Source organism: Arthrobacter sp. MYb224 (assembly GCF_002975455.1).
In the GTDB taxonomy this organism is placed as follows: domain Bacteria; phylum Actinomycetota; class Actinomycetes; order Actinomycetales; family Micrococcaceae; genus Glutamicibacter.
The window spans coordinates 386075-408929 of record NZ_PCPU01000002.1; the positions used below are offsets into that span (position 1 = coordinate 386075).

General features: G+C 62.1%; 19 protein-coding genes. 8 read left to right on the forward strand and 11 right to left on the reverse strand.

Going from position 1 to position 22855, the window contains the following annotated elements; genetic code table 11:
• Positions 1-65: 65 nt before the first annotated feature.
• Complete coding sequence (locus CQ017_RS04960) at positions 66-1328, forward strand: hypothetical protein (protein ID WP_146112430.1); 1263 nt, start codon at positions 66-68, stop codon at positions 1326-1328.
• Positions 1329-1331: 3 nt separating this feature from the next.
• Here CQ017_RS04960 and CQ017_RS04965 read toward each other — a convergent pair whose 3' ends face one another.
• Positions 1332-1718, reverse strand: coding sequence for a phage holin family protein (locus tag CQ017_RS04965; RefSeq protein ID WP_105552785.1), 387 nt, complete (start codon positions 1716-1718; stop codon positions 1332-1334).
• An 82-nt stretch (positions 1719-1800) separates the two neighbouring features.
• Here CQ017_RS04965 and CQ017_RS04970 point away from each other — a divergent pair, with 82 nt between their 5' ends.
• The 6 genes from CQ017_RS04970 (at position 1801) to CQ017_RS04995 (ending at position 10771) form a co-directional block, all read left to right on the forward strand.
• Positions 1801-2916 carry a histidinol-phosphate transaminase gene (locus CQ017_RS04970; protein ID WP_105552786.1) on the forward strand — a complete coding sequence of 372 codons (1116 nt, stop codon included), beginning with the start codon at positions 1801-1803 and terminating at the stop codon, positions 2914-2916.
• A gap of 121 nt (positions 2917-3037) precedes the next feature.
• Entirely contained in the window at positions 3038-4183 is a 1146-nt protein-coding gene (gene pdhA, locus CQ017_RS04975; protein ID WP_105552787.1) for a pyruvate dehydrogenase (acetyl-transferring) E1 component subunit alpha, read from the forward strand.
• Positions 4184-4196: 13 nt separating this feature from the next.
• Complete coding sequence (locus CQ017_RS04980) at positions 4197-5162, forward strand: alpha-ketoacid dehydrogenase subunit beta (protein ID WP_105552788.1); 966 nt, start codon at positions 4197-4199, stop codon at positions 5160-5162.
• Positions 5163-5187: 25 nt separating this feature from the next.
• The gene (locus CQ017_RS04985; protein ID WP_105552789.1) at positions 5188-6609 is read left to right on the forward strand and encodes a dihydrolipoamide acetyltransferase family protein; all 1422 of its coding nucleotides are present in this window, start codon (positions 5188-5190) and stop codon (positions 6607-6609) included.
• Between the two features lie 101 nt (positions 6610-6710).
• Positions 6711-8210: a hypothetical protein gene (locus tag CQ017_RS04990; protein WP_105552790.1), complete on the forward strand. Its 1500-nt coding sequence runs from the start codon at positions 6711-6713 to the stop codon at positions 8208-8210.
• Positions 8207-10771, forward strand: a complete 2565-nt coding sequence (locus tag CQ017_RS04995; protein ID WP_105552791.1) for a DUF5129 domain-containing protein — start codon at positions 8207-8209, stop codon at positions 10769-10771. Before CQ017_RS04990 ends, CQ017_RS04995 begins: the two co-directional genes overlap by 4 nt.
• 8 nt (positions 10772-10779) lie before the next feature.
• Here the strand turns inward: CQ017_RS04995 and CQ017_RS05000 are convergent, their stop codons facing one another.
• Positions 10780-11517 (reverse strand): class I SAM-dependent methyltransferase, encoded by a 738-nt coding sequence (locus CQ017_RS05000; protein WP_105552792.1) that lies wholly within the window; start codon positions 11515-11517, stop codon positions 10780-10782.
• Between the two features lie 203 nt (positions 11518-11720).
• Entirely contained in the window at positions 11721-13778 is a 2058-nt protein-coding gene (locus CQ017_RS05005; RefSeq protein WP_105552793.1) for a prolyl oligopeptidase family serine peptidase, read from the reverse strand.
• 224 nt (positions 13779-14002) lie between these two features.
• On the opposite strand from CQ017_RS05005, the gene CQ017_RS05010 reads away from it, so the two are divergent.
• Entirely contained in the window at positions 14003-14758 is a 756-nt protein-coding gene (locus CQ017_RS05010) for a hypothetical protein (protein WP_146112431.1), read from the forward strand.
• A gap of 49 nt (positions 14759-14807) precedes the next feature.
• Here CQ017_RS05010 and CQ017_RS05015 read toward each other — a convergent pair whose 3' ends face one another.
• The 8 genes from CQ017_RS05015 to CQ017_RS05050 all read right to left on the reverse strand — a co-directional run bounded on the left by CQ017_RS05015 (position 14808) and on the right by CQ017_RS05050 (position 22582).
• The gene (locus tag CQ017_RS05015; protein ID WP_105552795.1) at positions 14808-16310 is read right to left on the reverse strand and encodes an amino acid permease; all 1503 of its coding nucleotides are present in this window, start codon (positions 16308-16310) and stop codon (positions 14808-14810) included.
• A 15-nt stretch (positions 16311-16325) separates the two neighbouring features.
• Entirely contained in the window at positions 16326-17741 is a 1416-nt protein-coding gene (locus CQ017_RS05020; RefSeq protein ID WP_105552796.1) for an aspartate ammonia-lyase, read from the reverse strand.
• A gap of 71 nt (positions 17742-17812) precedes the next feature.
• Positions 17813-18814, reverse strand: coding sequence for an asparaginase (locus CQ017_RS05025; RefSeq protein WP_258133496.1), 1002 nt, complete (start codon positions 18812-18814; stop codon positions 17813-17815).
• Entirely contained in the window at positions 18811-19515 is a 705-nt protein-coding gene (locus tag CQ017_RS05030; protein WP_105552797.1) for a FadR/GntR family transcriptional regulator, read from the reverse strand. Before CQ017_RS05030 ends, CQ017_RS05025 begins: the two co-directional genes overlap by 4 nt.
• Positions 19516-19641: 126 nt before the next feature.
• Complete coding sequence (locus CQ017_RS05035) at positions 19642-20085, reverse strand: SRPBCC family protein (protein ID WP_105552798.1); 444 nt, start codon at positions 20083-20085, stop codon at positions 19642-19644.
• Positions 20086-20097: 12 nt separating this feature from the next.
• Entirely contained in the window at positions 20098-21078 is a 981-nt protein-coding gene (locus CQ017_RS05040; RefSeq protein ID WP_105552799.1) for a TIGR03086 family metal-binding protein, read from the reverse strand.
• Positions 21075-21419 carry a helix-turn-helix transcriptional regulator gene (locus CQ017_RS05045; RefSeq protein WP_105552800.1) on the reverse strand — a complete coding sequence of 115 codons (345 nt, stop codon included), beginning with the start codon at positions 21417-21419 and terminating at the stop codon, positions 21075-21077. The genes CQ017_RS05040 and CQ017_RS05045 overlap by 4 nt, the downstream gene beginning before the upstream one ends.
• 212 nt (positions 21420-21631) lie before the next feature.
• Positions 21632-22582: a beta-ketoacyl-ACP synthase III gene (locus CQ017_RS05050; RefSeq protein ID WP_105552801.1), complete on the reverse strand. Its 951-nt coding sequence runs from the start codon at positions 22580-22582 to the stop codon at positions 21632-21634.
• Positions 22583-22855 lie beyond the last annotated feature (273 nt).

Sequence of the window (22855 nt, forward strand, 5' to 3'; positions counted from 1 at the left end):
ACAACGCCTTGGATTACGCCCAATCGGCTCAAATTTGCCAACAAGTCTACGGGCAACTCCAAAGTGTGGAGACGCAATTGCTGAGAGCCTCGGTGCGCGCGCAAGAATGCCAGCGAGAAGCGCAAACCCAATGCTGGATTAATGGAATCGGTAACCGTGGCTATTCACTGGGGATGCTGGCGGACAAATTACGCACCGGCTACCACCACGCGGCCGAGGCCGTGATCGACGCCCGGAGGTTGGAGGAGAAGGTGCACGCAGCAATCGAGAACTACGTCAGGGCAGAGACCAGAATCGAGAACTCGATTCTGGTCTCTGCCAAATGGCAGATTCTGCTGGACGCTTGGAACAGCACGCGCAACAACGATTCCCGCCCGCCAACCACCGACATGGAAACGCTGCTCAAGCTCTTTGTTTTGCTCTCTTCGCCACGGGACCGGTTTGGCTTTGCGCGCCCGCAGCCCTTGATGATGCACGAAACGACCGAAAAACTGGCCGATTTCATCTCTACCTGGGGGCCATTGCGGAGCAAGGAACTGCACCTCGGCGACGCCCAACCGGTGGAACAGGTTGAGATCGACGGCACGCTGAACGGCTACTACCAGCTTCATAAGATTCTCAACGATGCGGGACCCAGTGATGATGGGCAGATTCTGATCGCCGAGGCCGAGCAAGATGGAGAGAACGTTTATCTCGTCATTCTTCCCGGGACTCAGGGGGAGGGCAATGGCAATAATCCCTTTGACACCTACGGCATCATCGATGCGTTCAGCCTCGAATCGGAGAACTTCGCCGGACCGATCAGCGAGGCCCTGCACATCACTGGCGCCCGCGAGGGCGACGAGGTGATCCTCAGCGGGTACTCGCAAGGCGGGATTCATATTGCGAATCTGATGAAGAACAGGTTCTTGCGCAAGAAGTTCAAGATGGAAAAGATGCTGACCCTCGGTTCTCCCATTGGCCACATAGATCTTCCCGAGGACATTCGAAGCCTGTCGATTGAGGATTCCAAAGACATGGTTCCTGGCACCGACGGGGTGGAGAACAAACGCAAAAAGGATCAAATCACCGTGAAATTTGACGGTCCGAGGTTTGAGGAACAGCTCGACGAGGGGTTGTTCGGCAAACCGCACGACCTAGATAATTACGGAGACCATCTCGAAGAGCTGGTGGAGAACCCGATCCCGGATCTGCACGAGAATCTGCGGGAATTCGGGCTTCCTCCGGGACCTTTGAAATTTCGCAAATTCAAGATCGAACGCAAAGAGCGCCCGCGAAACACTAAGCATGAAAACTGGGAGGAAGAGAAATACGGCTCAGCCCGCTAGCGCTTAGCGCTTTTCCTTGCCAACGAAAAAGCCGAGGACTGCCGAAACGATCGAGATGATGATGGTGCCGACAATGGCGTCCCACCAGAATGCGTCGATGCTAAGGCCCACCGGCGTGAACTGAGTCAGCCAGCTGGTCAGCATCAGCATCAGCGCATTAATGATCACGGTGAACAGGCCCAAGGTGAGGCAAGTGATCGGCATCGAGAAGAACGAGACTATTGGCCGCACCAACGCGTTGATCAGGCCAAAGATCACGCCCACGATCAAATAGGCGATCGCGGATCCAAGGAGGCCTTCGCTGATGGCGCTGATCTGGATTCCGGGGACAATCCATACCGCTGCGGCAAGGGCCAATGCATTAACAATGACTCGAATCAAAAAGCTCATGAGACAACTTTGCCATAAAAGACTGGAAGCCCGGTGAGCAAAGAATCTGCCGATTGACCTACCGAGGGCTAGGCTTTGATGTATGAGTGAGAACCCCGTGACCCAAGATTTGGTGCAACCTCGTTCAGTAGTTGCGCGCTTGCCAAAATACGCCGCCGGCAAACCACCGACAGCAATCGAAGGACTTGAATCTTTCAAGTTGTCCTCCAATGAGATCCCTTTTGGCCCATTGGATGAGGTGCGTCGGGCGGTCATGGAACAGGACGCGCTGAACCGCTATCCGGACAGCCTCTCCACGAAACTGCGCGAGAGCCTCAGCGATTACCTCGACGTACCAGCCGAAGATGTCGTCACCGGTGCAGGATCGCTCGGCGCGCTGGCGCAGATTCTGACGACCTTTGCCGGTCAGAACGAAGACGGCGTCCAAGACGAGGTTATCTATGCATGGCGCTCCTTCGAGGCCTACCCAATTTTGGTGCAGAGCGCAGGCGCGCTGCCGGTAGAAATTCCCGTGCTGGAAGATGGCCGCCACGATCTTGAATCGATGATCGAAGCAGTCAACGAAAATACCTCGGTCATCTTGCTTTGCACGCCGAACAACCCCACCGGCCCGATCCTGACCCAGAGCGAGGTCGATGACTTCATAACGAGAGTGCCGCGCAATGTGCTGATCGTGCTGGACGAGGCGTACATCGAGTTTGTGCGCGATCCCGAAGCGGTGGACGGAGTCAACACCTACCGCGAGAATGAAAACGTGGTGTTGTTGCGCACGTTCTCCAAGGCCCACGGCCTGGCGAATCTGCGGGTTGGCTACAGCGTCGCGCACCCGGAAATCACCGACAATATTCGTGTCGTCGCCACACCATTTGCGGTCTCTTCAGTGGCGGAAGATGCCGCCGTCGCCTCCTTGGAAAATATCGATAAGGTGCTTGAGCGGGTCAACACCTTGGTGCAGGAGCGCGAACGCGTGGTGGCTGCGTTGAAGGCGCTGGGCTGGGATTTCCCGGCAACCCAGGCGAACTTCGTGTGGTTGCCGCTAGGCGGAAACACCCAGGCTTTCACCGAACGAGCCCAGAGCCAAGGGCTGTCGGTTCGCGGGTTTGCCGGTGAGGGCGTGCGGATCTCGATTGCCGAGGCAGCGGCCAACGACCGGATCATTGAATTATGCAAGAATTCTCTCGATTTAAAGCAGAGCTGACCTGCTTCTAATTCTCGCGTTTTAGACGCCTTGAGATATAGGCTGTTCATTAGTTAAGCCGCTATATGTCCCATAGGGAATGTATTCCTTGTGGGGCATATAATTGATCGAAGGAAGTTTTATGCCGCGTGCCGCAACCGAGGCAACGGACCAGGATCTGATTCAGATTCTGACCCCGGAAGGCCAGCGTCTGCCCAACGAAACTTATGATTCGTATTTGGGCGATGTTGACGATGACATGTTGCGTGGTTTTTACCGCGACATGGCGTTGACCCGCAGGTTTGACCAAGAAGCCACGGCCCTGCAACGCCAAGGTCAGCTCTGCCTCTGGGTCCCGCTGCGTGGGCAGGAAGCGGCGCAAATCGGTTCGGGCCGAGCCACCCGCCCGAAGGACTACATCTTCCCGACCTACCGCGAACACGGTGTTGCGCTCACCCGCAATGTCTCCTTCTCCGAGATGCTTCGCTTGTTCCGCGGCATCTCCGGCGGCGGTTGGGACCCGCGGGAAAACAACTTCCACATGTACACCATGGTGCTTGCCGCCCAGCTGCCGCATGCCGCCGGCTACGGCATGGCGATTAATCTTGAACAGCATGGCTGGGATGAAGCGAAACGCGCCGAACAGGGTGACGCGGTGCTGACCTACTTCGGCGACGGCTCCTCCACCGAAGGCGAAACCCACGAATCGATGGTTTTCGCCAACTCCTTCGACGCACCGGTGGTGTACTTCTGCCAGAACAACCAGTGGGCCATTTCGGTGCCATTCGAAGTTCAATCGAAGGTCCCGCTGGTCACCCGCGCCGCTGGCTACGGAATGCCGGGAATCCGCGTGGACGGCAACGACGTGCTGGCGGTCCTGGCGGTCACCCGCTGGGCCATGGAGCATGCGCGAAGCGGCAAGGGACCGGTGCTGATCGAAGCGGTTACCTACCGCCTGGGCGCGCATACCACCGCAGATGACCCGACCAAGTACCGCCAGAGCGAAGAAGAGCTGGCCTGGGCGCCGAAGGATCCGCTGATCCGCATGGAAACCTACCTGCGAGAGAGCAACATCGTCGACGAAGCGTTCTTCGAACAACTCGAACGGGACGGAAACGCGATGGCCGCTCAGGTCCGCAAGGACGCCATGGCCTTCCCCGTTCCGCCGCTGTCCAAGTCCTTTGAGCAGGTGTACGCCGAAGCTCACCCACTAGTCCAGGAAGAACTGCAATGGCATCTGGACTACGAAGCCGGGTTCGCGGACGAAGCCGGACAGGGAGAGAAATAAATTGACGACAACCATGACTCTTGCCAAGGCCATCACCAACGGCTTGGACAAGGTGCTTGCATCCAATGACCGCGCCATCCTCATGGGTGAAGATATCGGACGCCTCGGCGGCGTGTACCGAATCACCGAAGGGCTGATCGACAAGTACGGTGCCCACCGGGTGATCGATTCCCCACTGGGTGAAGCCGGAATCGTGGGCGGCGCGGTCGGCATGGCACTGCGGGGGCACAGTCCGCTGGTGGAAATCCAGTTCGACGGCTTCGTCTTCCCCGCCTTCAGCCAGATCACCACCCAGCTGGCCAAGATGCATGCCCGCTCCGAGGGGCGGCTGACCGTGCCTGTGGTCATCCGCATTCCTTACGGCGGCGGCATCGGTTCCATTGAGCACCACTCCGAATCCCCGGAAGCCCTGTTCGTGCATACCGCGGGTTTGCGCGTGATCACCCCCTCCAACGCGCACGACGCCTACTGGATGATCCAGCAGGCCGCCGAATGCAAGGATCCGGTCATCTACCTGGAACCCAAGCGCCGCTACTGGCTCAAGGGCGAGGTTGATACCGAAGCTCCGGCGCTGGACGCATTCAAGGCTCAGATAGTCCACCCTGGAGAAGACGCGACCATCGTCGCCTACGGCCCGCTGGTTCCCATCGCGCTGGCTGCCGCGGAAGCCGCCCGCGAGGACGGCCGCTCGGTTGAGGTGATCGACCTGCGTTCGCTCTCGCCGATCGATTTCGACACCATCACCGAATCGGTGCAGAAGACCGGACGGCTGATCATCACCCACGAAGCGCCGACCTTTGGCGGTCTCGGTGGCGAAATCGCCGCGCGCATTTCCGAACGCGCCTTCCTGTCCCTGGAAGCACCTGTGCTTCGCGTAGGTGGATTCCACATGCCATACCCCATCTCGAAGGTCGAATCCCAGTACCTGCCGGACATCGACAAGCTGCTCGAAGCCCTCGACCGGTCCTTCGCTTACTAAGCGCTAAGGAACCAAGGAGAAAAACATGACTGTCTTTAATCTTCCCGATGTGGGCGAGGGGCTAACCGAAGCCGATATCGCCTCCTGGAAGGTCTCCGTGGGAGACACCGTCGAGGTCAACCAGATCTTCGTGGAAATCGAAACCGCCAAATCGCTGGTCGAGCTTCCCTGCCCCTTTGCCGGGGTAGTCACCGAACTGCACGCGGGCGAAGGCGACACCGTATTGGTGGGCCAGCCGCTGATCACCATCAACGAAGAAGGCGACCCGGTGCCACCTACCGGTGTCCCCGAACCATTGGAAGCCGCCAACACCGAAACCCCGGTGGCCTCCGAGGAGCCCGGCCCGTTGGTGGGCTCCGGCCCGGCAGCCGACTCCGCGGTACGCCGCAAGCGCACCAGCCGTCCGGCGCCTTCGGCCGCAGCTGCGCGGCCCACCCCGCCTCGCGGGAGCGCCAGCGCCGCCGGCCTGGCAGATACGATCTCGCGTCGCGCCCAGGGTCTGGGCCAGGCGGTGGCCCGCGAGGTCGACCGCCGCAAGCCCGCCATGGCCAACTTTGTCGACCGGGTGCTTGCAAAGCCTCCGGTGCGCCGGCTCGCCAAGGATCTTGGCGTGGACATCAACGAGATCGTCGGTACCGGCGTGCAGGGTGAGGTCACCCGCGAAGACGTCAACAGCTACCAGGGCCAGCGCGAAGCCGAGCGCGACGCGGCACCAACCTACTGGGGGCACGGAGCCGAAGGCGGCGCGCTCATCGAACGCACCCAGGTTCGCGGGGTGCGCAAGGCCACCGCAAAGGCCATGGTGGATTCCGCCTTCAGCGCCCCGCACGTTTCGATCTTCGTGGACGTGGACGCAAGCCGCACCATGGAGTACGTGCAGCGGCTGAAGAAGTCCCGCGACTTCGAAGGCATCAAGGTTTCCCCGTTGCTGGTGCTGGCCCGCGCAGTGATCTGGGCCGCGGCGCGCAACCCCTCGGTCAACGCCTCCTGGGTGGAGACCGAGAATGGTGCGGAGATCCACCAGAAGCACTTCATGAATCTCGGCATCGCCGCGGCCACCCCGCGTGGGCTGCTGGTTCCGAATATCAAGAATGCCCAAGAGCTGAACATGCGAGAGCTCGCGATCGCCCTCAACGAGCTGGCCACCACGGCCCGAGCAGGCAAGACCAGCCCGGAAGAAATGCGCGACGGCACGTTGAGCATCACCAATATCGGTGTGTTGGGCATTGATACCGGAACCCCGATCATCAACCCGGGCGAGGTAGCGATCGTCGCCTTCGGCACGATCCGCCAGAAGCCATGGGTTGTCGACGGCGAGGTGGTGCCCCGCTGGATCACCACCCTCGGTGGCTCCTTCGACCACCGCGTGGTTGACGGCGACCTGTCGGCCCGCTTCATGGCCGACGTCGCCTCGATTATGCAAGAACCGGCCATGCTGCTGGACTAGGCGGTGAAATCAACCCGCCAGGCGAGGTGCCATGAGCACCTCACCTGGCGGGTTTTCCCGCGCCCGGTTACTCAAACTCTTATTGATATACTCGGGGCACTATGACTCGACCGTTCGCTGCAGTCCGTTCCTTGCCCCGATTCGGAGCACTGCTCCTGCCGCTGTTGGCGCTTCTCGCGCTTCTCGCGCTGCCGCTCCCAGCGCAGGCCCAAGACCTCCGGTCAGAACCGGTTTACCCCACCGTGCAATCAAGCGCCCCGGCACAAGACGAAGAACCAATCCGCATTCCGCGTGTCACCGCGCAGCAAGAGAACTTCTACCTTGCGGTCAGCGACGCGGCTCAAGACTCGGTCGATACGCAAGAAATTCTCGATCAGGTGCGCCAATCCATGGATCTTTCAAATGCGAAGATTCTGGTTGGAGTCGACCGGAAACCAAACAACCTCACGGGAGCCGCGCAGCTGGTGCGAGGCTTGCTGCTCTTCGGTGACAGCGACGCGCTCAGCGATGACTGGGTGGAAAACGGCCAGGAGCTGGGGTACGTCGGCAAAGGCTGGATTGTCGTCGGGGTCATGCTGCCCGAAGCCCCGGGAGCACCAACCGAGGTTTCGGTGGAACCGGGCCGCAACGTCACGCCCGTCGGTTCGGGAGCCGAAGACCGCATCCAGCGGGCCGGCCGGCAGCAGTTCGACGCCCAGAACTACAGCCAAGGCCTCATCGAGGTGGCACGGGCCAGCGCCACCGAGCTGAAGGCGCCCAAGGACAGCACCACCGCAAAAATCATTGGATTCGGCGTGCTAGGCCTGATCGTGGTTGGAGCGGTGCTCGCAACCTTGATCGCGCGGCATCGCAAGAATCGTGCAGCGGCTGCCATGGCGCGCAGCAAACGCGGTGACATGCTCGTGGAGCTGCTCCGCCAGCGCGCCTTGCGACTGGAGAAGGATGGCGCGCGCCCAGCTGCCGGCAACCCGGAAGGACCCAGCGCGCAGGCGAGCACGGCAATTAAAACCGCGATTCCACCGCTCAATGCTCGCGCCCGCCAATTGGCCGAACAATACCAAGACGGCGGTCCGCTCGGTGCCGATCGGTTGGCAACCATGGAAAGCGCCTTTGCCGATCAGGAGGTGCTGGTCGCGGGGAGCAAAGCGCTCAATAGCCTGCTTGGCTCGAAGTTCCGCAACAAGGACGACTGGAACGCCATCGTGCTCACCCACCGCGAACGGCTCGAAGATACCGCGCAGTTCCTCAACATACCGTCCGTCGGGCAGCTGGAGTGTGTACCACGATTGCGTGCATTGATCATCGAGCACACCAACCGGCTGGATGAGATGCGCCAATGGGCAGGCGGAAGCCAGCAGCGAAATCAAACTACTGCGCAGGTACTGGATGAGCTGTGGATCATGCACCAGGAGTTGCAACGGGAACATGCAGCAGCAGTTCAACAGGCTAGCGCCGCAAATTTGAAACTCATCGACTCATTGCGCGAGCGCATGCTCGGTGACCGGGCCGCGAAGGTCTGCTCCGATCCGCTGAGCATCTTGGACCGTGCGTACGCACGGGCTGAAGAGCTGGCCGTCGTGAAGCAACAGGAGAACTCATGAGCAGGCGCCAAATGCTCGATTCGCGCGGTCGTCGATTAAGCCGTCCGCGGTCCTGGGCGGCACTTGGTGCGATCCTCATGGCCATCATCACCACGCTGGTTGCCGTGCGGGGGTACACCTCGATCCCGGAGGAGCCACTGCACGAGGTGTCGATCGTCGTCGAGGGGTCGCACGACTGGAACATCAGCCAGCCCACGGTGGACGCGGCACTTGAAAAACAGCCCATCAAGTCGCATAGACCGCTGACGCTCACCGTCACCGACAGGTATCTCAGCGGGGATGAACTGCTGCGCGGCGAGCTGGCGGACTACGACGTCCTGCTCTCCACCCAGCTGGAGAATCTTGAAACCGAAAACCAAGACGTTGACGAGCGGTTCAACGGCAGTGCGCTGAAATCCGAGTTGGTTTCCGGAGACGACGAGTACCGGGATGCGCGCTTCGAAATCAGCAATTCCTTTTGGGACAACGTCGGCCTGGGCCACGGACCGCAAGCGGTGATTGCCTCGGCCGAACGCGCGGCGATTGTGCTCTCCGATGTTCCGGTGCAAAATCCGCTGTATTGGTTCGGGGCGATTGGCCTATGCGCCATGCTCACCGCGGTGCTGCTGTACTTTGCGCTGCGCTACCGTGCGCGGTGGAATTCCAGGTATCGCCGCTTCGTGGCCGCGCAGCGCAAGCTGGCCCGAGTGGTCCTGGACCTCGAAGCCTTGGAAGCGACCTATGCCGCCGCAGCCGAGAGTTCGCGTCCGGAAGGGTTCAGCAAAAACTGGCACGACTTGCAAAGCCTGTCATTGGAGGCGGCGCGCAACGAAGATCCGCTGCTGACCTCGCTTTTCACCAAGGCCGAGGCACTGAACCAGAGCACCGGTGCAAAGCTCTCCGAATTTGAAAACACCAGCCGGAGGCTGACGCAACTAGCCGATGCGCTGATGGGCGCCGGGTCGGTGCACGCAAATCTCGCCGGAACCGGAAGTACCTTCGATAAGCTCAGCCGGCCAATCTATGAGGCAGCGACCGCACTGCTGATTCGTCTGGACAAGGCGCCGGGGCGCATGATCTCGGGCCAAGATGTCCAGGCGTTGCGCACCGACCTTGGCGAGCTCTTGGACGCCTCGACCGGCGACACCGACAGCAAGCAGGCCGTCGCCCGGTGGCGCGAAGCCGAACAGCAGCTTGCGCGGCACACCCGCACGCTGATCACCTCGCTGCGCCGCTATCCGCACGGCCGTATTCCCGCAGTGGCGCAGATTTCCCAAGATCATCGGCAACTGCGTGAAAGCCTGGGCCTCGAAGCCCCGGAAGAATCAAGCGCCTTGCACCACCTGCGCTTGGCCAATGCCCAGGTGCGAGCCACGCTGGGGGACACCCTCGCCTCGGATGGCGGCGGGCAAACGCCCGACGCCGGCGCAAAGCCCAACACCGCGATTGCTTCGGCTCGGGGAAGGCGAGGGACCGCCGGTACCGAGGAACCGGCTCCGCGCCGTCGCGGACTGCTGATCACCCTCGCGGTGTTGACGCTTCTGGGCAGCATGGTTGCCGCCGGATTGCTGGTGGCCAAGCTGACCGCAAGCCCCGAAGTCGCCAGCGATGGCAGCGGGCAAGGGGTGCGCTTTGAGGTAGATGACCCGGCGGGGATGCTCGTCGAAGAAGATGTCTTGCGCTATATGGACACCGACTTCGAAAGCGACAGCAGCTTCACCCTCGCGGTACGGGACGCCGAAAGCTATCTTGAATTCCGTCCCCCGGAGCCCGGAAGCACCTTCCGCGATGTTCTGCCCGTCAGCATCCTGGAGGCCAAATGGCGTTTGAAGGGTGAATTCAAGGACAAAGTAGATCCGGCAACCGGTGAGCTTCTCCCCGAGGAAGCGATCATCCCGGTGCTGGTCACCGACGCCGAAAGGACCGTCGTTCCGGGAATCATCAGCTCCGTGGTGCAACGCGGCGAGTTTTCCTGGGGTCGCCTGAACGCCTGGGAACACGGGTCGATCAGCGAATCCAGATATTTGGAGATGGAGGTCGCCGGAACCCTGGACGACTACAACGAGGCGCTGGAACGCAACGGGTATGAGCGAGCCGCGTTCTCCCCGTCGGGCCTCTTCTGGATGCTCAGCTTCATGTTCTTCTTCACCGTCATCAACCTGGTGCTCTTCGTGCGGTACCTGCTCGGTGCCACGAGCCGCATCAGCCGATTCGGACGCGGCGCAGGGGCCTTGGCTCGGGCGAAGAAGCAGCTCGAAACGTTGATGCTCGGCTTGGACGACGCACAGCTCAACGCGGTGGCGGTGCTCGGTTCCGGCGGCCAAGGGCGCGCAGATGAAGCCGGGCAGCGGCTCTTCGAACGCGCTCTGGTGATGGCGTGGCACGAAGCGGAAGAACTCTCGCAGCTTCCCATGTCCGAACGCTTGCACCAGTCATATGCTCACCGGGTGGCCCACCTGGAACGCTTGGTGGCGATGCTGGGTGAACGCGATGCAGATGTCGCCCGCCGCGCCAAGGCCCTGGTGGCCGCGACTCGTGGTGCTGGCGGAGATGAGCCGGCCTCGGTCATCCTTCCCGGATAATTTGGGTATTAGGCTTCCAGAACAATAAAGAGGAAGGCGAGGAACCGCGGGTCTTGGCGGCCGTTGAAAAAATCAGGGAACTTCTCCACGGCTTCTGGAGAGGGGGCAGGCTCTTCGAGGTGCGTCAGGCGAAAACCTGCTGCTAGGAAGGATGTCAGCATGGCCGACAAGGACCTGTCCCAGAAGGTCAGTTCGGTTTCTTGCCCGTTCATCTGCCAATTCTCGGTTCTTGAACGGGTTTCGAAGTAATTTGTCTTCACTCCGGCCTCACGCTGGCCGAGCCAGGTCGCGAACGGGTGCTCGACCGAGAGGATCAGGCGACCGCCCGGTTTAAGCACACGTTTCATCTGGGCCAGGGTGTCCTGCCAGTCTTCGAGATAGTGCAGCGAGAGCGAACAGAGCACATCATCAAAGGTATTGTCTTCGAAGGGCAGCGGGGCAGCTAGATCGGCGACTCGCAGGTCCACCCCGGGACCGAGCCGATCGCGGGCAATGTCGAGCATTGCGGCGCTGCCGTCGATGCCGATGACGGTAGCTCCGAGTCCAAGCAGGTCGGCAATATTTGGGCCGGATCCGCACCCGGCGTCCAGCACGTGATGGCCTTTGACCTCGCCAAGCAGCGCGCGGATTGCAGGACGATTGTAATACTCGTTGAGCAGGCTTGAATCATTTTCGGCGGTATAGCCATCGGCAATGGCGTCGTAGGCCGCAGCAGCGGATTTCACTTCTACATTTGGGAGCTCCATGCGGTAATACTTGCACACCTAGCTGCCGTTGGCGGAGGAGTTTCGGTCTTGCGCGCCTTGGGACATGAGCTGAAGTTGATGGGAGCTACCTGTGACCGCGTCATTCCTGGCGCGCGGGCGCCGCAGGTGCCAGAAGCGGGAGCGACGGTCACGCTCCCGAGGCTTCGGGAAGGCACGACCGTCGCTGGGGCTAGCGGTATTGGCTAGCCGAGCACCTCGGGCAACGGGCCAGGATCGTTGCCTAGGACATTTTGTGAAAGGAACTCGAAGATCACCTGGTACCAGATCTTGGCGTGCTGCGGACTGAGAATCCAGTGGTTTTCATCCGGGAAGTACAGGAACTGGTGGGCGGTGGTTCCGTCCGCCTCCTGCGGAAGCCCGGACTCGGCCAATAGCTCGTACCACAAGCGCAAGCCCTCCCCAATGGGTACGCGATAATCCTTGTCGCCATGAATCACCAGCATGGGCGTCACAATATTCGCCACAGAGTTATGCGGGGAATTGACCTGGATCATTTCCTTGCTCATCTCGCGTGTCCAATAGAACGAGGCATCGGTGGTCTTGCCGAAACCTTCCAGCGCCCACAGGCTCGCATGAGTCACGATGGCCTTGAACCTATCGGTGTGCCCGGCGATCCAGTTGGCCATGTAGCCGCCAAACGATCCGCCCATGGCCGCGGTCCGGGTCTCATCAATATCCGGGCGGGACTCGGCGGCATCGGTGATGGCCATCAAATCCGTATAAGGCTCGAAACCCCAACGCCCCCAACCACGCTGGATGAACTGTTGGCCGTAGCCGGTAGACAGCGAAGGGTCGGGCAAGAGCACCGCGTACCCTTGAGCGACCGCCAGCCATGGATTCCAACGCCAGCTCCAGGCATTCCATGAGCCCAGCGGGCCGCCGTGGACCCACAGCAGCAACGGTGCCTGGGACTTCGGACCGGCAGTTTCGGGAAGGGCCAGCCAGGCACGCACCGGGGTCCCGTCCTCGGCGGTGGCCGTGACTTCGGTGAGCGTGCCCGGAAGCTCGGGCCGCGCTGCGGGGGAACGCAGCTCGGATACCCGCGCGTATTCGTTCTCTTCCAGATCCGAGAGGTGGGTAAGTTCCACCGCCACCGGTTCCGCAGGATATTCGTAGCTTGAGCGTAATGCGTAAGCGGTCCGCGAATCCGGGCTGATCAGTACGTTGGCGTATGCTCCGGCATCGGTCAGGCGAGTGATCTTGTCCCGGTCCAGCGACAGGTGGAAGATCGGGCTATGCCCGTGCTCGTCGGCGACGATCAGCAGCGAGTGGCCGTTGGGGAACCAGATGATGTCTTCCGCCCAGCGGTCCCAGCCCACTGCGATTTCGTGGGTTTCTCCGCTGGCCAGTTCCATAAGCCAAAGGCTCATCACCGGCGCGGTCTCGGGGGTGGAGCGGGTCCAACGGCAGTAGATCAGTTTGGTCGAGTCCGGGCTGATCTTGCCTACCGTGTACTCGTAGTCCTGATCCGGAGACAGGAGCATCTCCTGTTCGCCGGAATGCAGATCGATGCGCATCAATCCTGTAGCCACCGAGCCGCGGCCTTCCGGTACCATCCACTCGGTAATCAGGAACTCGCCGCTATCCGCGGCAGTGAACTCAGCTTCTGTCTGATTCGCACCGATGCCGGGAGTGAGGTCCCTGAGCGTGCAAGCATCGGCGCTTGAGCTTTCCGGCAGCCGGGTTGCATAGAAATGTGGTGTTTGCGGTCCAAGATCCGCATCCCAATATCGCACCGGATAACTGGTGTGCAAGATGGCGGAGATCTTCTTCTCCTTGCGTTCGCCGAGGATCTTTTCCTCATGTTCCAGGTCCTTTGCGCGTGGCAGCCCGGCGGCGCGTACCAAGAGGTCCTTCTGGTTCCGGGCGAATGTGGTGACCGATTCGATACCTGCCGGATGCGACAGGATCGACCGCGCCTCGCCTCCCGCCTTGGGCAGCAGCCACGCTTCGGGCTTGGCGTCATCCTTGGCGGAGCGCTTGGACAGAAAGAGCAGATCGCCGGTGGCGGTGAAGTTCGGCTGCGATTCGCCGTTTTCGCTAAAGGTCAGCCGGCGGGCCGGTTCGTGTCCGCTGGGGTCGATCTCCCAGAGGGCGGAGGTGTATTTTGTTGCGTCTTCGGCAAGCGTGCTCACCGAGGTGACTAGCCGGGTGCCATCTGGCGAGAGCGCCAGCCCGCCGAGCCGGGAGAGGGAAATGTAGCCATCAAGATTATGAAAGGGTTGCTTTGCATGTGCCATAGGACACATCATTCCACTATTGCCGCTCAGGTACTAGTGCAAGGCACAGATGCGCTCCAAGCAGAAGCCGCGTCGCATCGCGCGAGTTGCGTCCAAGACTTAATGCTTTTGATATTGGAATGGCGTGCCGGATAGGGGATCGTGGGAGCGAAGGGGCCCCGCACCCGCTCACCGCGGCGTGCCGGCCGGCACGCCGATCCGCAGGGACTGTTAAGGAGCCAAAGGTGAAACAACTACAACTATCGCTGCGACTGCTGTCGCTAACGGCACTCTCCGCGCTCGCGTTGACTTCGTGCTCGACGAATGATCCAAGCCCGGAACCGGCACCGAGCGAGAACACTCAAGTCCCGGACGCCTCGGCAACAGCGCCCGCGCCAAGCCCCGGCGACTCGCAGAGCCCGAGCGCGGACGAATCCGATAATTCGAGTCGAACCGGAGAAACCGACCTATCTCAAACTCAAGAGATTATGGGCATCGGTTTCCAGCTGCCCGCGGAGTGGTACGTAGAAGAAGATTGCGATGGCGAATGCATCGAGTACGACAAATGGGAGATCAAGGATCGCAGCGGCGCACATGTGATGACCCTGCTCCCGAATACCGCGACCTCTCCGGACGGCGACATGAACCTCTATGAACGCGAGCTGCTCAAAGAAGTTCCGATACCCGCACTGGAAACTCCAACGAGTCTAATCGCCGAGTTTTGGACGGGCACCAGCCAGGATGACGGCGAAAAGGAAACCGGTTTCTCCTTGGCGCTCGTCGATGACCAGGTCCTGAAAGAGCGCACCGAACAACCCGATCTGGACTATTTCAAAATCGGCGACAGCCAGGCGCCGATGCTCTGGGTGGAAGAGGAATATATGGAGGATCAAGGCATCGGCGACGATCCCACTCGTGAGGGCGTGGACAACTTCCTGGCCAGCGACGAGTACCGAACCATCGAAAGCATCCTGCTCACCGTGCGCCATGCGGCGGGTTAAACACCAATGGTGTGGAGCCCGCTAGAACTCCACACCATTGGCAGGGTGATTAGACCAGTGCCTTCTCATTTCCCGAGTCGCCATTGCTTGCGCGCTCTGCAGCCAGGCGTGCGCTTGCCAGCTCGTTGATCCGCTTCCGGCTGGCGTACCAGCCGAGAATCAGCAGCGGAACGATGATCGCCAGCGAAGCGATGGTCCAGGTGCCCACCGGATTGTCGAAGGCCATCATGACCAGCACCGCGGCGAGGAAGACCAGGGTTACCCATCCGGAGATGGGAGCCAGCGGCATCCGGAAGCTCGGACGCTCCAGGCTGCCGCGGCGTGCGGCCTTGGCCAACGCCATCTGGCACAACACGATCATGCCCCAGGAGGCCAGGATTCCCACGGCGGCGAAGTTCAAGACGATTTCGAAGGCCTTGGCCGGAACAAAGGCGTTCAGGACCACGCCGAAGACCGCGACGGCCGCGGTGATCAGGATGCCGCCATAGGGCACCCCGGACTTGTTCATGCGTCCGGCGAAACGCGGGGCCGAACCGTTCAAGGACATGGAGCGCATAATGCGCCCGGTGGAGTACAAGCCGGCATTCAACGAAGACAGCGCGGCGGTGAGCACCACCAGGTTCATCACCACATCCATGCCCTGAATGCCGATGGAGCCGAAGAAGGTCACGAACGGGGATTCGCCGGCCTTGTAGGCGGAGTAGGGAAGCAGCAAGGAAAGCAATACCAGCGAGCCGACGTAGAACACCGCGATGCGGATGATCACCGTGTTCACCGCCTTCGGCATGACCTTCTCGGGATCCTTTGCCTCGCCGGCCGCGGTGCCGATCAGCTCGATCGACGCGTAGGAGAAGACCACGCCCTGCATGAGCACCAGCACCGGCAGCAAGCCGTTGGGCAGCAGCCCGCCGTTGTCGCTGAGAATCGAGAAGCCCACCTCATGGCCGTCGATCGGGGTGCCGAAGATGACGAAGTAGCAGCCAACAATGAGGAAGCCCACCAGCGCGACGACCTTGATCAAGGCGAACCAGAATTCCATCTCGCCGAAGGCCTTGACCGAAACCAGGTTCATGCCGAGCACCAGGGCAAGCGCCGCCAACGCCCAGACCCACTGCGGAACCGCGCCAATCCAGGAAACGTATTTGCCGAAGAACGCCATGTACAGGGCCACCGCGGTGATGTCCACAATTGAGGTCATGACCCAGTTCAGCCAGTACAGCCAGCCGGTGGCAAAGGCTGCCTTCTCGCCGTAGAACTCGCGGGCATAGGAAACAAAGGAACCCGAGGTCGGGCGGTGCATGACCAGTTCGCCCAGTGCGCGCAGGATCAGGAATGCGAAGAAGCCGCAGACCGCGTAGCTCACGACGATGCCCGGACCGGCAGCCGCCAGGCGCCCGCCGGCGCCCATGAACAGGCCGGTGCCGATGGCGCCGCCAATGGCGATCATCTGCATCTGGCGGGAAGAAAGCCCCTTGTGGTAGTCGTCGTCACCGGCGGTGAGACCCGCCTCGGGCACGTGCGCCGCGGTGGCGTGGGTGGTGGAATGCTCCATCGGAATCCTTGCGTGTTAGTCGGAGAGATTTGCCAGGCGCTCTGGCTTGAGCAGTTCGTTCAGGTCTGCGGCCGAGAGCAGGCCGCGTTCGAGCACCAGCTCGGCCACGCCGCGTCCGGAATGCAACGCTTCCAGCGCGATCGAGGTGGACTGGGCGTAGCCCAGCCGTGGGTTCAACGCGGTGACCAGGCCGATGGAGTTCTCCACCTCGCGGCGCAACGCGTCCTCATCGACGGTGATTCCATCGATGCAGCGGGTGGCCAGGGTGAGGCAACCGTTGGTCAGGTGCTTGAGCGAAAGCCCAATGGAGTGCGCGATCACCGGTTCGAAGGCGTTCAGCTGGAGCTGGCCGCCCTCGGCCGCCATAGTCACCGTCATATCGTGGCCGACCACCTGGTAGGCGATCTGGTTGACGACCTCCGGGATGACCGGGTTGACCTTTCCGGGCATGATCGAGGACCCGGACTGCACGGCCGGCAGCTGCAGGTCGTTGAGTCCGGCACGTGGTCCGGAAGAGAGCAGGCGCAAATCGTTGCAGATCTTCGAGATCTTCAGCGCCACACGCTTGAGCACTCCGGAGAGGTGCACGAAGGCTCCCACGTCGCTGGTGGCCTCGATCAGATCGGGACTGGTGGTCAACGGCAGGCCGGTCAAAGCGGCCAGATGGCCGCGCGCCGATTCGGCGTAGCCTGCCGGTGCGTTCAAACCGGTGCCGATCGCGGTGGCCCCGAGATTGATCTCGGTGACCAGCGACAGCGATTCGGCCAGCCGATCGCGGTCCTCGCGCAAGGTGACGGCCCACCCGCCAAATTCTTGGCCGACGGTCATCGGCACCGCATCTTGCAACTGGGTGCGTCCCATCTTCACCACGCTGCGGAATTCGCCGGCCTTGGCCAGGCAGGAATTCTCCAGCACCAGCATGGCTTCAAGCAGCGGCTGGGTGGCGAAGTGCGTGGCGATGTTCACCGCGGTCGGGTACGCGTCGTTGGTGGACTGCGAGAGGTTCACATGGTCATTGGGGTGCAGGTAGGAGTACTCGCCCTTTGCATGACCCATGATTTCCAGGGCGAGGTTTGCAATGACCTCGTTGGCGTTCATATTGGTGCTGGTGCCCGCGCCGCCCTGGATGGGGTCGATGATGAACTGTTCGTGCAGGGCGCCGGCGGCGATCTTTTCGCAAGCTTGGTCGATGGCCCCGGCGCGCTCGGCGTCGAGCAGGCCCAGCTCGTGGTTTGCCCGGGCGGCCGCCTGCTTCACGCGGGCCAGCGCGGCAATCAGATGCGGGTTGCCGGTGAGGCTGGTGCCGGTGATATCGAAGTTTTCCTTGGCGCGCAGGGTATGCACGCCCCAGTAGGCGTCGACCGGGATGTCGCGGTCGCCGATCAGATCGTGTTCGCTGCGTGTGACGGGAGCCTGAATGGTTTCAGACATGAGTGCTCACTCCTGATTTTAGGCGCACTAAATGCACCATGGGTGTTGGATAGAAATTGAAAATCGTCGGGTTAGAGTGCTGTCAGTTCGCCGACAGGCTCTCCGCCGCCCAGGGCGGGGGAAGACGCCAAATCTTCCAGCGCCGCGGGCGCCTGGTCTCCAAGATGGCTGGCCAGCAGCTTGACGGTGATCGGCATGCGTGCCCGGTCTGAGCCGTCGGAGATCTTGACCGCCAGCGAGGAACCGTCGGGCAGGCCAACGGCCTGGATTCCTTCGAAACCATCCTTGGCCACGGCACCGGGCACCGCGCGCATGAGCTCGGTGACGTCGCGCCCTTCGCCGGCGACCAGTTCTGGATAGGCGCGCATGGAAGCAGCTACGCGGCCCTCGGCGGTGTCCGGCGCGGCCTTGGCCAATTTGGCGAAGCCGCGAGCCAGCGCGGCGAGGGTCATGGGGTAGACCTGGGTGCCGCAGCCGTCGGTGCTGATCGTGGTGATGCGCTCTTCGGTGAGTTCTTCAACGATCTCGCGCAGCGCCGCCGCCAGCGGGTGGGAGGCAGCCAGATAGTTTTCGGTCGCCCAGCCGTTGTGCTTGCACATGGCCAGCAGCGCCGCATGCTTTCCCGAGCAGTTCTGCGCCAGTTGGGTGGCGCTGCCGCCGCCGGCAAGCCAGCTGGCCCGTTCGGCCACACCGTAGGGCAGGTCGGTGGAGTTCCCCAGCTCCGCGAGCTCCAGCCCTGCGTCGCGCAGCGTCGAATGGGCTACCTGCTGATGGCGCGGCGCACCGGAATGGCTGGCGGCAGCCAGCGCGATCTGCTCCTGGCTCAGTTCCAGGCCGGAGCGCAGAATGGCCACGGCAAAGAGCGGCTTCAGCGCCGAACGCGGGTAGAAGCGCGCCTGCTGATCTCCCAGCGCGGTGATGACCTCACCCTGCGGATCGAGCAGCACCGCCGAACCGTAGTGGATCGATTCGAGCATTTCGCCACGGCTGGCGGAGACCAGCGGCACATGTTTTGGAAGCTCTGCACCAGCGCACTGCGCCAATCCCGCGGAAGCGGCGGCTGAGGGGGTCACTTGGAACTCCTGACGATAGTTGAAACTGCTTGTTGCACGGCGCTCAGGTGTTCGGCCATCGCCTGGCCGGCGGCTTCGGCGTCGGACGAGCAGATGGCGGCGACGATCTTGCGGTGCTCGGAATTCGAGGGGGAGCGGCGTCCGGTGACGAGGTTGACCGTCTCGGATTGGCGGGCCATGGCCTCGCGGATGTCGCCCACGACGCGGTCGAAGACGGAGTTGCCGCTGGCGCGGGCGATCGCCGCATGGAAGGCGGCATCGAGTTCCACCCAGGCTTCGGCGCCGTCTTCGGCTTCCATCTCCTCGATGAGGCCGCTCAGCCGCTCCAGGTCCTCGGAGGTGCGCCGGGCGGCGGCCAATTCGGCGGCGGGGATCTCGATATGCGGGCGTGCCTCATAGAGGTCCGCCGAGGAGAAGGTGCCGAGCACCAGATCCCGGGTGGGCCGGTGGGAGATGACGAAGGTGCCGCGGCCGGTTTCGGTGCGGGTCAATCCGAGCGCGGCGCAGGAACGCAGGGCTTCGCGGACCACCGAGCGGCTGACCCCGTAGGTCGAGGCCAGACTCGCTTCGGAGCCGAGCTTGGCGCCGAGCGGGATCTCCTGGGCCTCGATGGCTGCGCGCAGGGTGTTGAAGACCGCTTCGGAGGCGCTGGTCCGGGCGATCGGTTGCTGTCCGGCTGTCCAGCTGTCTGACAGGTTCATGAGTACCAGTGTGCGGGTGTGATGCACCCTACGTCAAGTTGATTCGGCAGGGCTTGCGATCGGACTAGTCAACGGCGTGCGGACACCGGGAGAGTGGGGCGTTGCCCACTCTCCCGGCAGCCTGATTCAGCGTTCCGTGGATTCCAGGATCTGCTTCAAGGCCCGCAGGTCCGCGGCGTTCGCGCGGCGCATCAGCGGTGCCATGAGCGGAGCGAAGATCCGGCCGAAACCCGCCGGCTGGCCATCGTTGCGCAGGCGCACGCGGGTGCTGTGGGCATCGACGGTTTCGAAGCGGTAGCTGGTGCGCATCGGAAACGGGCCCTGCGCGGTGGACATCACGAGCAGCTTCTCAGGCACCAGCTCGATCACCTCGTAGACGTAGGACAGCTCCCGGCCTAGGAAGCGGGCCTCGAAGGCGGCGCGCGCTCCGATCGAGAATTCCCCGTCCGTCAACCGGCGCACCGAGCGGATGTTCCGGTACCAGGCCGGGGCATTAAGCGGATCCACTGCGTAGTCGGCCACCGCCCGAAGCGGGCGGTGGATGACGATGCTGGTGGTGACGTCGACCATGCTGCGTGGCCCCTACGCGCCGCTCGGAACTCGGCCGGTGAAGGCGACCAGTCGATCGAGGCTGCCGGCCGATTCGGCAACCACCGTTTGCGGCCCGAAGGAGCCGGATTCGCGTTGCGCTGCGCCGACGGTTCCTTGGGCAATTCCCAGCACGTAGTCGGCAAACCCCGGATCCACCGCATAGTCCTGGCCGGTGGCTTGGGCCAGGTCCCAGCCGTGCACCAGCAGTTCCAGGTTCAGAATTCCGGCGACCACCGGAGCGGGCAAAACCGCAAAACCGAGGTCGATCTCTCCGGCCAAGCCGCGCGCGTTGAGGGCTTCGAGGGCCGCTTGGGCGAGATTCGCGATGCGCGGTTCCGGCGCCAGCTCGGGAGCGTCGGCTAGCTGGGCGCCAAGGGCCGATCCGATGCCCGCGAGATTGCCGGCCAGGTGGTCAATCAGCTCCGAAACATTGAAATCCTCGCAGGGTGTAGGGCGCGTGGCATCCTCGGCGGTGAGGTGGTACAGCGCGAGCTGCAGTGCCGTGAGGGCGGCTTCGGCGGCTTGGATCGCGTTCTCCGGTTCCGGGGTGGCGTTCCATTCATCGGCCACGGCCTGCCCGGTTTCGGCGAAGCGCGCCAGCCGGTCCAGGAAGTGGTTCCAGCCCTCGGCATGGCCGGCGGACTGCTCGGCGTTCAGCCCCTCGTGCCGCAAGGTGACCGCGGTGCCTTGGGCGAGCGGTTCCAACGTGATGAAGACGGTGGAGTCGCCCGGCGGCACGGCGTCCGAGCCTTCCCAGCCCCAGGTGAAGACGAGGCGGCGGCCCGGCTCGATTTCGGTGAATGTGCCCGATGCCTGGTGGCCCGGACCCATGGTGAAGCGGAATCCGCCGCCAACGGTGAGGTCTACGCGGCAGGCGACGGTTTGCCAGCGGCGCAGGCGTTCGGGTTCGGTGACTAGTGCGAAGGCCGCGTCGGCGTCGACTGGAAGGATGACGGTTCTCTCGTAGCTCATGATGATTCTCCATCTCTCGGGGTTGCTGACGGGGCGGGCAGCTCTGCGGCGAGTTGCTTGGCCTCGGCAACGAGGAGGTCTAGCTCGTTGTTCCAGAATGAATCGAGCAGGGCTTTTAGCCGCAAGACCCCCGTGGTGTTGAGCGAATAGTAGCGGCTGCGGCCTTGCTTGCGGGCGTCCAGAAGCCCGACCTCGCAAAGCAGCAGCAGGTGCTGGGATATCGCGGAGCGAGAGACGGTGAAGTGTTCTGCCAGTTGCGACACCGTGCATTCACCTGAACCCAGCAATTGAAGCAGCCGCCTGCGGTTAGGCTCCGCGGCAACTTCCAGTAAATCCTGCATGGTTAATACGTTAGCGTCGACTAACGCATTAAGGCAAGGTTTTTCTCGGTCTATTTCGCCAGTTCCGTCGATACCCGTGGCGTTTTGATTGGCCGAATCGGGAAAGCAGTAATCATCCGGATTGCCTCGCGGGATATTGAGCGGAAAGTTTAATCAAAAAAAGGGGAGGACCGAGCGTACGCTCGGTCCTCCCCTTTGGGGATTCGTTGCTACTACGGGATTGTGATGATCTGCCCGGCGTAGGACAGGCCGCCGCCGAAGGCGAAGAGCAGGGCCTTGGAGCCCGAAGGCAGCGGATCATCCGAGGCCATCAGCTTGGAGAGGGCCAGCGGCACCGAGGCGGCGGAGGTGTTGCCGGAGTAGACCACATCGGTGGCAACCCGGGCGTTCGGTGCACCGATCTTCTCGGCCAGCGGTTCGATAATGCGCAGGTTCGCCTGGTGCAAGACGATTGCATCCAGCTCTTCGGGCTTCATATCTGCGCGCTCGATGATCTTCGAGGCGATCTTTGGAAGCTGCGTGACGGTCCAGCGGTAAACGCTCTGGCCATTCTGCGCGAACTTCATGTCGTTCTCAGCTTCGATGCGCACCGCGTCGGAAAGCGAAGGAACCGAGCCCCAAACCACCGGGGAAATCTCAGCGGTTTCCGAGGCGGTGATAATGAAAGCGCCCGCGCCATCGGCGGTCAGCACGCAGGTGGTGCGGTCGGTGTAGTCGGTGTAGTCGGTCAGCATTTCCGCGCCGATCACCAGCGCCTTGGTCGAGCTGCCGGCGGCGATGGAACCCTGGGCCAGGCCTACCGCGTGGGCAAAGCCGGAGCAGGCAGCGTTGACGTCCATCGTTGCCGGGCCCTGCTCCATGTCCAGCGCCTGCGCCACGCGGGCGGCCATATTCGGCGAACGGTCCTCGGCGGTGCAGGTGGCCACGATGATCAGGTCAATGTCCGTGGCATCGATATCCTCGGCATTGTCCAATGCCATTTTTGCGGCCTTGATGGCCATGGAATCGACGGTCTCGACTCCGGTGCCCCAACGGCGCTCCTGGATGCCAACGCGGCGGGTGATCCATTCGTCACTGGTTTCGACCAGCTTCTCCAACTCGGTGTTGGGCACGATGCGCTCTGGCTGGAAGTGGCCAAAGGCTACGACTTTGCTGCCGGTCATGAGTTTAGCTCCTTGGAAAATTAATACTCTTGCACTCAAGGTTAGTCGTTTTGTTGCCTACTCGCTGTTCACATCTGCTCTGCGGCCTATGAGATTGACCGGAAAACCGGCGAAGCCTCCGAGAAAAGCGTACTTTTCACGGCTTTTCGGCCGGATTCATGACGTTGTGGTTCGTTGTTCACCTGTCGGCCAACAGTGTGCGGTGCAATGGTGGGAAAGCTCCGGATCAGGAATCGAGGATAGGGGAGAACGATGTCTGCAACTCACGTAAAG